This is a genomic window from Alteromonas lipotrueae, assembly GCF_019249215.1.
Taxonomy (GTDB): Bacteria; Pseudomonadota; Gammaproteobacteria; order Enterobacterales; family Alteromonadaceae; genus Alteromonas; species Alteromonas lipotrueae.
The window spans coordinates 177,731-190,265 of record NZ_JAESDI010000005.1; the positions used below are offsets into that span (position 1 = coordinate 177,731).

At 44.7% G+C, this 12,535-nt stretch carries 6 protein-coding genes; 5 read left to right on the forward strand and 1 reads right to left on the reverse strand.

The genetic code is table 11. The features are described from left to right. Window positions 1-77: 77 nt before the first annotated feature. The 3 genes from smc (at window position 78) to ligA (ending at window position 7,363) form a co-directional block, all read left to right on the forward strand. Complete coding sequence (smc, locus tag JKP82_RS07230) at window positions 78-3,545, forward strand: chromosome segregation protein SMC (RefSeq protein WP_218396429.1); 3,468 nt, start codon at window positions 78-80, stop codon at window positions 3,543-3,545. 19 nt (window positions 3,546-3,564) lie between these two features. Continuing rightward, entirely contained in the window at window positions 3,565-5,136 is a 1,572-nt protein-coding gene (gene zipA / locus JKP82_RS07235) for a cell division protein ZipA (protein WP_218396431.1), read from the forward strand. A gap of 193 nt (window positions 5,137-5,329) precedes the next feature. Beyond that, window positions 5,330-7,363 carry an NAD-dependent DNA ligase LigA gene (gene ligA / locus JKP82_RS07240; RefSeq protein ID WP_218396433.1) on the forward strand — a complete coding sequence of 678 codons (2,034 nt, stop codon included), beginning with the start codon at window positions 5,330-5,332 and terminating at the stop codon, window positions 7,361-7,363. A 136-nt stretch (window positions 7,364-7,499) separates the two neighbouring features. Here ligA and JKP82_RS07245 read toward each other — a convergent pair whose 3' ends face one another. Then, entirely contained in the window at window positions 7,500-8,036 is a 537-nt protein-coding gene (locus JKP82_RS07245; RefSeq protein ID WP_159530079.1) for a DUF2062 domain-containing protein, read from the reverse strand. Window positions 8,037-8,105: 69 nt separating this feature from the next. Between JKP82_RS07245 and JKP82_RS07250 the strand changes: the two genes are divergently transcribed. Together JKP82_RS07250 and msbA are read left to right on the forward strand one after the other, a co-directional pair. Next, window positions 8,106-10,688 (forward strand): DNA internalization-related competence protein ComEC/Rec2, encoded by a 2,583-nt coding sequence (locus tag JKP82_RS07250; protein ID WP_218396435.1) that lies wholly within the window; start codon window positions 8,106-8,108, stop codon window positions 10,686-10,688. 92 nt (window positions 10,689-10,780) lie between these two features. After that, complete coding sequence (msbA, locus tag JKP82_RS07255) at window positions 10,781-12,526, forward strand: lipid A export permease/ATP-binding protein MsbA (protein WP_218396437.1); 1,746 nt, start codon at window positions 10,781-10,783, stop codon at window positions 12,524-12,526. Window positions 12,527-12,535: the final 9 nt, after the last annotated feature.

Sequence of the window (12,535 nt, forward strand, 5' to 3'; positions counted from 1 at the left end):
AATATTTCTTTTATAACATTTAACCCATATCAACGGGGCGCATCTTGTTACGTAGCTTTAGTGCGTAAGGTATTGTTGTGCGTTTAAAAAAGATCAAACTAGCGGGCTTTAAGTCCTTTGTAGACCCAACCACAATTCCTTTTCCTAGTGAAATGACCGCTGTTGTCGGCCCAAATGGGTGCGGAAAGTCGAATGTAATCGATGCCGTACGATGGGTGTTAGGGGAAAGTTCTGCTAAGAATTTACGTGGCGATGCCATGACCGACGTTATCTTCAACGGCTCTACCGCACGCAAACCTGTGGGGCAGTGCAGTGTTGAGTTATTTTTTGATAACAGTGCAGGGCGAATTGGCGGCGAATATGCGACCTACAGTGAATTGTCGGTAAAACGATTAGTTACCCGCGATGCCCAATCTACCTATTTTCTAAACGGCACTAAATGTCGTCGACGTGATGTGACCGATTTGTTTTTGGGCACAGGGTTAGGGCCTCGCTCTTACGCCATTATTGAACAAGGTATGATTTCTCGGCTAATAGAATCTAAGCCGCAAGAGCTGCGAATTTTCATCGAAGAAGCGGCCGGTATTTCCAAGTACAAAGAAAGAAGGCGGGAAACTGAAAATCGTATTCGCCACACCCAAGATAATCTAGCGCGGTTAAATGATGTGCGTGATGAACTTGGTCAACAACTTGAAAAGCTTCAGCGCCAAGCCGCGACTGCAACCCGTTATAAAATGTTGCGTGAGAAAGTGCGTGAACTGAAGGGGCAATTAGCGGGTATTCGCTTTTTAAAAAATAGCGAACAAACTGAAAACTTAAAGCAGGCGCTGCAAGGTCACCAGCAAGCACTTGATGCATTAGTGTTACGGCAACATGGCGATGAAGCGGGCATGCTCACCTACAAAGAGCAACTGGCGCAAAACAAACAAGCTGCCGATGATGTACAGCAGCAGCTATTTACCACCAGTAACGCTATTACTCGCATTGAACAAACCGAATTGCATAGTCAGCAGCGCAAACAGCAAATTGAGGCCGAACTTGTCACGTTGAATGAGCAAACAAACTTGTTAGTCACTGGGTTAGATGAAGCTAACCAAGCATTGGCCACGTCTAAATCGGGTTTAGACAACTTGGTGCCCCAGCAAGAGTTAAATGACGAAGCCTTGGCGCAAGCCAAAGACATGTTTGAAAATGCCGAGCAAGAACGCCGTGATTTCAGTGCACAAAGTCGCGAGCACGAACAAATTTATCATCGTTTAAAGCAAGAAGTGCAAACCTGTCATAGTCAAATTCAGTCGACAATGAACATGCAGCTTCGTACTTCGCAGCGTATCAGTGAACTGAACGATGAGCTTAGCCAGCTTGATACCGATGATATTGCCGATCGCATTGCCATGTTGTCCGCGCAAATTGATGAAGCCGAAGTTCAGGTAAGCGAGGCGTTGGAACAATACAACGACACCAAAGAAGCCCTTAAAAGCAGTCAACAAGCCTTAGCACAAGCTGACACATTGCATAGACAGCGAGACGGCGAACGACAATCTGTACAATCTACAATTGCGGCACTGTCTGCACTACAAGACGATGCAGCTACCAGTAATTCAGACATTCATAGCGACTTACAATTGTTGTGGCAGCAGCTGAATGTGCCAGAACATTTGAATGACTGTGTGGAAACCGTATTGCGCTATTGGCATCAACCTTATATTGCCGGTTCTCTTGAAATAAACGACTTAGTTAATCATATACCGCTTTTGCCCATGGGGGGGCGGGTGTTTGCCCAATCAGCTTTCACCGATGTAAAACAACCCAACACCTTGGCTGCCGCTTTACCAAACGAACGGGTGCCAGAAGCGTTCAATCATATTCTATTGTGTGAAACCAACGCTGATGCAGTGCATATGGTCAGCACCCTTCAAAACACAATGTCCGTACTTTCAGAAGAAGGTCTGTGGTGTGCTAAAGATTGGGTAGTGCGGGGCGGTGAAGTTGAAAACAGCGTGTTACATAGAGCATCAAAGCTGGCTGAATTAAGTGAAAAGCTTAACCGTATTGAAAACGATAAATTATCAGCCCTGACAAAAGTAGAAGAGGCCACTGTGCTGGTTAGTCGTAATACTGAGCAAAGTGACCATGCCAAACTCACTTATGAGAACCTTAAAAATACCCTAGTTCAGCATACCAATGCCATGTCTGTCTTGGTGATGCAAAACGAGCAGTTAGCGGCGCGAAGCGCAAAACTTAAAGACGAATTAAGCAAGCAAAACGTCATGTTGAGTAAAGAAGATGCGCAGCTTATAACATTATCTGAACAGCTTGAAATTCATGAAGCGCAGTTATCGGAATACGAAGAGCGCGTTAGCGAAGCGCAAAATAACCGAGAACAATTTGATAATAAGGTGGCGCAACTTCGTAGTAAGGTAGAGTCGTTAACACATCAGGCTCATGAAATGGCATTAAAAGTACAGCAATTGGAAAGTCATCAGAACTTATACGCCCAACAGGTAACGCGTAACCAACAACAGCTAACCGACTATCAATCAAGACGAGATACGCTAAGCAAAGAGCTTACAGATTTGTCGGCGCCACAAGCGGTTCAAAAAGTCCAACTACAAGAACTGCTTACACAAAAAAGTGAACTTGAAAACAAGCGTTCCGAGTACCAATCTAAGCATGATGAAATAGAACAAATGCTGCGTGAGTCAGAAAAAGGTCAACAGGCGTTAGCCAAAGACATTCAAGAGCGCACGAGTAGCATTGAAAAGCTCAATATTGAGATTGAGGGCTTTAAAGTGCGTGCTTCCGCTATTTTGGAACAGCTAGAAGACAGCAAGCAGTCGCTCAAATCTATACTTGAAACACTGCCTGACGCGGCAGATGAAACAAAGTGTCAGAAGGAACTTGAAAGCACGCAGGGCAGTTTGTCACGGTTAGGGGCGGTGAACCTAGCAGCAGTAGAAGAATTTGATACCCAATCGGAACGAAAGTTACACCTTGATACTCAATATCATGACTTAACCGATGCGTTAGACACATTGCAGAGCGCAATACGTAAAATAGATAAAGAAACCCGTACCCGTTTTTCTACTACGTTTGAGCAAGTGAACCAAGATTTGAAAACCCTGTTTCCAAAAGTGTTTGGAGGAGGCTCTGCTTATTTAGCGTTAACCGACGATGACTTGCTAGAAACTGGGGTGACTATCATGGCGCGCCCTCCTGGTAAGAAAAATAGTACAATTCACCTTTTAAGCGGTGGAGAAAAAGCGTTAACCGCTTTATCATTGGTATTTGCGATATTTAGGCTTAATCCAGCACCATTTTGTTTGCTGGATGAAGTTGATGCACCATTGGATGATGCTAACGTTGGGCGTTTTTGTAACTTGGTTTCAGAAATGTCGCAAACGGTACAGTTTATTTATATCACCCACAATAAAATTGCGATGGAAATGGCAAGTCATTTAACCGGTGTTACCATGGCAGAGCCTGGTGTGTCTAGGATGGTAGCGGTTGATGTTGAACAAGCAATGGCTTTCGCAGAAGCATAACAAAGGGCGACGAAGCTAAATGGAAGATGAATTACGTCTATCACTATTGTTTGCAGGTACCTGCTTTATAATTGCAGTGCTTGCGCACGGTATTTGGAAAATTCGCAAAAACGGTAAGCCGAGCAGTAAACCTCGGGTTGAACCTCGTCAGTGGGCAGATACTGGCGAGGAAGAGAGTTCGCAATCAAAAGGTTTTGACGAGTTAGGTATTGGCCAAGTTCGCGTGGTTAGCGCCGGCAGTGCTGAAGGAAATTCACAAGACAGCTTTCATACAAGCGATGAGCAAAACGTAGATGATGCATCTAGCCATGACAATCACACTGCGGCGAGTACCTCCAAAGCAAAAAGTTTTTATGGTAGCGATGATAGCGATGCTAATGTTGAGCGTGATGTTAATAACGTATCGGATAAAACATCGCCTTACAATGAAACGGGTGATCCTTTAGCTGATTCTACGCAGAAAGAAGCTAATTTCTCTAGTACTGGATCGAGCGCTGAAGATTCCGCGTCCGACACTAATACACCGAAAGAAAAGGTAGCCGATAAACCTAAGCTTTATGGTTCGGTGGTGTCTAATCCAAAGCCACACCTTCAAAGCACTTCCGCCCCTGCCAGTAAAGATGATGGATTTAGTTCAGATGCATTCCCAGAACCGCCAGGTTTTCTATTACGAGAAGGCGAAGATGAACCTGCTAGCGAAGTTGAAACTGCCGCTACCAACCAGCCTTCTGCGACTTATAGTGCTATAGACAGTACACCAGTGTCTCCTGATGCGGGCAATAGCCAACCAACGCCTGAACACAACTCACCAGAAATTGATGATTTCAGTTTGGACTCACCGGCAACACAATCTGTGTCGGGTAATACTGCGCAAACAGGCCACAAAGAGACCCAAAATCAGGCAAGCGAAGGTGCTGAAGTCGTTAGTGCCAGCGGCCTAGGTGAACAAGCTAAGCGCTTTATGAAAGGAAAGCGCAGCAAACCTATTTCTCGCAAGCGCCAAGAGCCTAAATTTGGCGATGATCAAATGCGTATCGATTTTGACGATAGTGCAGCCAATGCAGGAAGCGCAGAAAGTGCCAGTACAGACAGCCAAGATAACAGTATGCAAACTGCTTCAGGCAGTCGCACCCAAAATGACGGCGCTTCTGAGCAAGTTGAGCAAGAAGTACTCGTACTCAACGTGAAAGCCCCCGAGGACGACCCAATAGCTGGCGCTGCCTTGTTGCCAATGCTATTAACGCTTGGCTTTAAGTTTGGCGACCAGGATATTTTTCATCGTCATGTCAATTCAAATGGTAAAGGGCCGGTATTATTTAGCTTGGCTAATATGTTTAAGCCTGGAATTTTCGATATTGATAGTCTCGAAACGTTTAACACGCAGGGTGTTTCTTTGTTTATGATCCTGCCCATTGAGGGCGACCCTCATCAAGTGTTCAATATGATGCACAATGCCGCACGTAAGTTGGCGGATGAGTTCGGTGCTCAAGTGCTTGATGGACGTCGTAGTGTGCTAACTAAACAAGGTTTACAGCAATACATGGAAAAAATACGTGAGTTTGAACGCAAACGTATGATTACCCGCCAGTAGTCAATTCCTATAAATTTGCATAAAGGGCCTGTCTTTTTAGCGGCCCTTTTTTGTTTTCTCATGCTACCATTAGGGCAATTATTTGGCGTTAAGTACAGTCACTCAATTAGCATTGAGTGAGCGTGCTGCTTTTTGTTTTAGTTAGCAGAGTGAAACCGCCATTTCTTTTAAAAAATTACACGCAAGTATCATCATGTCAGACACGTTAGAACAAGCAAAAGCCCGCGCCGAATCACTTCGTGGGCAGATAAATGAATACAACTATCAATACTATGTACTCGATGCCCCTACAGTGCCCGATGCGCAATATGATAGAGATATGCAGGAACTCATTAGCATCGAAAAGCAATTCCCTGAATTGCAGAGTGTAAGTTCGCCAAGTCAAAAAGTGGGGGGCTCTGCGCTTTCTGCTTTCGAGCAAGTTACCCATGAAGTGCCTATGTTATCACTTGATAACGCGTTTGATGATGTGTCGCTATTGGCGTTTGAAAAACGTATTTACGATCGCCTGAAAGACAATAAAAAACTCGGTTTTAGTTGCGAACCAAAGCTTGATGGGTTGGCGGTTAGTATTCTTTATGAAAATGGCGAAATGGTACGTGCAGCGACTCGGGGTGATGGCCAAGTTGGCGAGAACATTACTACCAATGTTCGCACCATTGCTAACGTTCCTCTTAAATTACGCGGCGAAAACTACCCATCTCGATTGGAAGTTCGCGGCGAAGTATTTATGCCTAAAAAGGGCTTTGAAGCGCTTAATGATTATCAGCGTGCTAACGACGGTAAAGTTTTCGCTAATCCGCGTAATGCTGCCGCTGGAAGCCTTAGACAGCTTGATTCAAAAGTAACAGCGAAACGCCCGTTAATGTTTTACGCCTATTCTTTGGGTGTGGTTACGCCTGAGGATTTTGAGCTTCCACATCATCATAGTGCGCGATTAGCGCAGTTAGGTGAGTGGGGTATACCCTTATGCCCTGATATCGACACCGCAGAGGGAGGCAAAGGCTGCTTAGCGTATTATCAGCGTATATTGACCCTTCGTGACGACTTACCTTACGATATTGATGGCGTAGTGTTTAAAGTTGATGATATTAGCGTACAACAAACATTAGGCTTTGTGGCACGCGCGCCGCGCTGGGCCATTGCGCAGAAATTCCCTGCTCAAGAAGAAATAACCAAACTGTTAGATGTTGAGTTTCAAGTAGGACGTACCGGTGCAATAACGCCAGTGGCAAGATTAGAGCCCGTGTTTGTTGGCGGTGTTACTGTGTCAAACGCCACACTACATAACCAAGATGAAATTGACCGACTAGGGGTGAAAGTAGGCGACTACGTTATTATTCGACGTGCAGGCGATGTTATTCCCCAAGTGGTTTCTGTTGTACAAGCTAAAAGGGATGACAGTGTGAGAGACATTGCCTTTCCTACATCCTGTCCAGTTTGTGGCTCAAATGTTGAAAAATTAGAAGATGAAGCGGTTGCTCGCTGTACCGGTGGTTTAATATGTGCGGCGCAGCGCAAGCAAGCGTTAAAGCACTTTGCCTCTCGAAAAGCTTTTGATATCGATGGTTTAGGCGATAAGTTGGTCGACCAACTCGTGGATGCCGATTTAGTACATAGCCCTGCAGATTTCTTTCAGCTTAAATTGGGCGATGTGGTAGGCCTTGAGCGAATGGCTGAGAAGTCTGCTGCGAAATTGTTGCTTTCTCTTGAGGCATCTAAAGCCACAACGCTTGCTAAGTTTTTATATGCGTTAGGCATTAGGGAAGTCGGTGAGGCTACTGCGGCTAATCTTGCTATGCACTTTGAAACCCTTGATGCAGTTCGTAATGCGAGCGAAGACGAACTCATTGAAGTGCAAGATGTAGGCGCTATTGTTGCGGCGCATTTGCATAACTTCTTCAACGAACCGCACAACACCGATGTTATCGACGCCTTACTAGAGGCGGGTATTAATTGGCCTGCAATTGAGAAAAAACCACAAAGTGCGTTACCCCTGGATGGAAAAACCTGCGTAGTAACAGGGACACTAAGCGAAATGGGCCGCTCTGATGTAAAAGCGAAACTGCAATTGTTGGGAGCCAAAGTGGCAGGCTCGGTATCGAAAAATACCTCATTTTTGGTCGCGGGTGAAAAAGCGGGCTCTAAGTTGACCAAAGCACAAGAGCTAGATGTTGACGTGTGGGATGAAGCTAGGTTACTCGCCTTTTTAGCAGAGCATGACTAGCCTTTATAATTAGTACAGCATGAGCAGCCAGCATTAACAGAACGTGAACCATTCAAATGTAAAAAAGGCGCTTAAAAGCGCCTTTTTCGTGTTTATTTACGTGTTTGTCTGCCTGGGTGTCGGCAGGGTGAGCACGCTACTGGGCTTGCAATTTCGCTTTTGCACGAGCCAATCTTCTGCGCTCCCATGCTTTCTTTACCTGAAAGCGCCAAATCCAATTAAGTGTAAAGTACCCCACAGCGCTGGCGATAATGGAACAAATTGCGCAGCCAACCAAAAATGCGGGGCCAATGGTGCTGATACTTTCCACTACCCACTGCCAACTGAATTGGAATTCAAAGTGTTCAGGCTTGGTCCCAAGTACAGTAGAACCAATTTTATATGCAGCATAAAATATGGGCGGAATGGTGAAGGGGTTGGTTACCCACACTGTGGCTACCGATAGCGGCAAATTCGCACGAAAAGGAATGGCGACACCCGCAGAAAGCCACATTTGAAAGGGCACAGGCCAAAAAGCAAAAAACAGCCCAATACAAAACCCGCCTGCCGCTGAACGTCTGTTTAAATGCCATAAATTAGGTTCGTGCAAAACGCTGCCAAATACGCGCAGAATTTTGTTGTTCTTTACAGCCTGCGGTTCGGGCAGGAAACGTCTAATAAATTTCTTTGGCATAACACTCGTTCGTTAACTATCAACTTGTGGGCTACATTCAGCCAACTATATTTATTGCTACGTAAAACAATGGTAAATCGTATCACAATTTGGTGTGGCAGTTTTTGTGTTAGCGCAACAACCGCAGCTTTATGGCCCACGTTGCCATCGCTAAACGTAGTGATGACGCTGGCCATAGGTGGTGGTGTACTGCTGTTCCTTTCAATGCGTAATTTTCACATACAAACAATAAGTGGTAACGAGCAAACTCGTTGGATGAAATTTGGCCTTATTGTAGTTAGTGGCGCGTTAATAGGTGCTACATGGTTGGCGAGTTTAGGGTATTGGCACCTATCTTGGCAACTACCACAGAGCAAAATTCAACAAGATGTCACAATTAATGCGGTAGTTGACCATGGCGGCTGTCTCAGTGGTCAAAAAAGCGCCGTGGGTAGCCAAGAAAATAGAGTAAATACACAAACCTCGGAAAAAATCGAAAGTGTAGCAAACGTAGGAATATCTAAACCTTCCCAAAGCGCAGGGTATGAAAAAGATAAACAGCGATTTATGGCGTATGTCGTCAACGTCAAAGCCATAGACGATATAGCACTGAAATTCACTCGAAAAATGACATTGAGCCATCGCGTGACGGGCATATGCTTACACAACGGCGACAAATTTACTGCCATAGCGAAATTAAAACCTGCCTACGGAACCCTCAACCCAGTAGGCTTCAATCGGCAACAATACCTTGCCAGCCAAGAAATTGTTGCTACGGGTTATATCAAACAGTTACACAGTGAAACCGTGGTTCACAACCATAGCACTCGTCACAATATGTCGAGTTTTTTATCTACACTGCCCCTTATTCAAATGCGCTGGTTTCAGGCGTTATTGATTGGGGAACGTAGTCTGTTGACCAAAGAAGACTGGCAAACCATTGGGCAAACGGGTACCGCACATATATTCAGTATATCGGGAATGCACTTATCCATTATCGCCATGACGGCATTTTATGCCTGTAGTGCGGTGATTCTTTTCGCCAGCAGCATGGCGAATGGGAAGTATGCTTTTATAAACCTAAGGGGCTACGTATTAACAACCTTGATTATTAGTGCGGCCCTCTATGTCATGTTAAGCGGTATGGCGCTGCCTGTGGTAAGGGCCTTTGTTTTATTGTTAGTGGGTATAGGCTTTGCTGTATTCAATAGTGTGTTACGGCCATTTCATATGGGCGTTTTCATGCTGTTCACTTGTATTGTGTTGTTTCCTTTGTCGTTGCTGCAAGCCAGCTTTTACTTAAGTATTGGCGCGGTGATGAGTATTTGGCTGCTTAATTGGCGATTTCGGTTTCAAGCAATGCCTTGGTATAAGGCATTATGCTGCATGCAGTTAGGGGTTAGTATTGCGATGGCGCCTATCACCCTATTATGGTTTGGTACGGCTAGTACTATAGGGATTTTCGTTAACCTCTTTGTATTGCCTATCATTACACTTATTCTTCCTGTTGCATTGCTTGCCGTGATGGCGGGGTATTATATTCCTGCCAGTTTAGGTTTTGCTATTTGGGTGTTACTCAAAATAGATAGGGTATTAGGCTGGCTTTTAGCGTGTTTGAGCGAAGCGGCATCTTGGCCAATAAGCGCTATTCACTTTTATCCCACCACAGGCACAGTGATTTGCCTGCTTATCGCCATGTTATTAACAATATTACCCAGGTGGCGATACAAATGGGCCTGTGTGTTATTGCTAATACTCCCCGTTACCTTCTCCTTTATTCATTCTTCTCCAACTCGCTGGTTTGTAAATGTGTTTGATGCTGGGCAGGGAACGGCAATTGCGCTAACAAAGGGGCCCCAAGCCATCATTATTGATACAGGGCCTATGTATAACGGTGAAGCGCCATTAGCGAGTAAGGTTATACCTGCATTCCTCAAGCGAAATAACAGTGAACAAGTAGATATGGTTATTCATAGTCATGGCGATACTGATCACGCAGGGGGGGAAAAACCATTCAAAGCCTGGTTAGACAACAAAGGTATTCAACCAACATGGATAAGCCCGATAGAGGGATGTGAGCGCGGTAGGGTAATAAACTGGCAAGGGTTAACACTTACCTTTTTATGGCCTGTAAAAGGGAATCAAGAAGACAGTAATGCCATGTCTTGCGTGATTAAAATTGATGATGGACACCACAGTATTCTGCTTCCTGGTGATATTGAACGAGCAAGTGAGTATGCCATACTGCATGCAGAAAAAAGGCGAATGGCAGTGGGAGTTGATGCGAGAAAAAACGGCTTTCAAGATGATAAAAGTAACTACAAAAAAATGACAGTACGTGCTGATGTGTTAATTGCACCACATCATGGCAGTAAAACCTCATCCACCGATATATGGATCCAAAGTGTTTCCCCTGATGTGGTTATTTATACCCAAGGGTATGAAAATAGATGGAAATTTCCAAGCAAATCTGTTTTTTCTCGCTACCAGCATTATGGCGTTCGCCAGTTTACCACTAGCGAATTTGGTTTCATTCGACTTGAGTTCGCAGAAGGTGACTATATAGTTAGTTCAGAACGAAAGGACACCCAAAACCGATGGTATTTGCCAAGTTACACGCCTAGGCACCTTGTTTCTTCAGAATCTGAATTGAAAAATGAGGACAATTTCTAAGCAAAGCATGGGGTTGATTAGGGAAATTACTCAAGTACTAGTACAATAGCTAGGGTGAAAGTAATGAATAACGAACAGGTTAAAACACTTTGATGCAACAAACCGATCCGTCGGCCTTCCAGGTTAAACGCTTTTTACGCTATCTGCGTGAATTTAAACTCCCTTTCTTCGTTGCCGTTATTGGCATGGTGGGCTACTCCGCAGTAGATACTTTCGTATTTGCACAATTGCAGCCCATGATTGACGAGTCACTAGGGAAAAATGATCAGGCGTACTTACGATTAGCTGCGTATGCGATAGTCCCGTTGTTTTTATTAAGGGGACTATTTAACTTTCTTGGTACCTATACATTAACGTGGATTGGTTCCCAGGTCGTCATGCGTATGCGACAACAGTTGTTCGATAAATATATCCATTTACCGGTGTCATTCCACGATACCCAAGCAGTGGGGGCGTTAATTAGTAAAGTGACCTACGACACCGAACAAGTTGCCAATGCTTCTGGTAAAGCCTTGTTAACCTTGGTTCGGGAAGGGGCGCTTGTTATTGGACTACTCGCGGTAATGTTTTATTACTCATGGCAGTTATCTATTATCTTCTTGTTAATTGGCCCTTTAGTTGCCGTTATTGTCTCATTCGTGAGTAAGCGGTTTAGAGTGGTGAGTCGAAACATTCAACAAGCGATGGGCAATTTAACCTCTGCGGTAGAGCAGGCGGTAAAAGGCCATAAAGTGGTCATTATGTTTGGTGGGCAAACCATCGAACAAAAACGCTTCGAGCAGAAAAATAATAATAACCGCCAACAAACCATGAAGCTTGCGGTTACCCAAATTTTAAGTGTGTCGTCTATTCAGGTTATTGCGTCTGTTGCGTTAGCCGTAGTGCTTTATATTGCCAGTACGCCGGGCATGGTTGAAAAGCTCTCTGCGGGTGTATTTATCAACGTGGTGTTTTGTATGGTGATGCTACTAAAACCTTTGAAGCAACTGACGACGATTAATAATGAGTTTCAAAAAGGCATGACTGCCTGCGTAAGCGTATTTGAAATATTAGATAGGGAAAACGAAGCCGATTCAGGCGACATAAAAGTAGAGCGTGCAGTTGGAAAAATTGAATTCGATGATGTGACCTTTACTTACCCAGGCAAGCATTCGCCTGCGTTAACGAACGTGTCGTTTACCGCAGAACCTGGCCACTCTGTTGCTTTGGTAGGGCGTTCTGGAAGCGGAAAGTCGACCATTTCGTCGCTGCTTACCCGATTTTATTCACCACAAAGTGGGCAAGTCAGGTTGGATGACAACCCTTTAGACAGTATTGCTTTGAAATCGCTACGGGCGCAGTTTGCAGTAGTGTCGCAAAACGTAACATTGTTTAACGACTCTATTGCCAATAACATTGCTTATGGTGCAAAAGAAACCGTGTCGCAGGCCAAAATTGAGCAAGCCTGTAAAATGGCGCATGTGGATGAGTTTTTAGGCAATTTGCCTGAAGGTATCGATACCGTTATTGGGGAAAATGGTCTTATGTTATCTGGCGGTCAACGCCAACGTATTGCTATTGCCCGCGCTATTTTAGCCGATGCGCCTATTCTGATTTTAGACGAAGCGACCTCGGCGCTAGATACGGAATCGGAAAGACTCATTCAAGATGCATTAGAAACATTGCAAAAACGTTGTACCAGTATTGTGGTAGCACACAGGTTATCGACGATTGAAAATGCCGACACTATCATGGTGGTTGAGCAAGGTCGTATTATTGAAAGTGGTAAGCATCACGAGTTACTAGCGAAAGGTGGGCATTATGCGCAGCTTCACGCGCTACAGTTTGGTGATAACTAAGTGAACCGT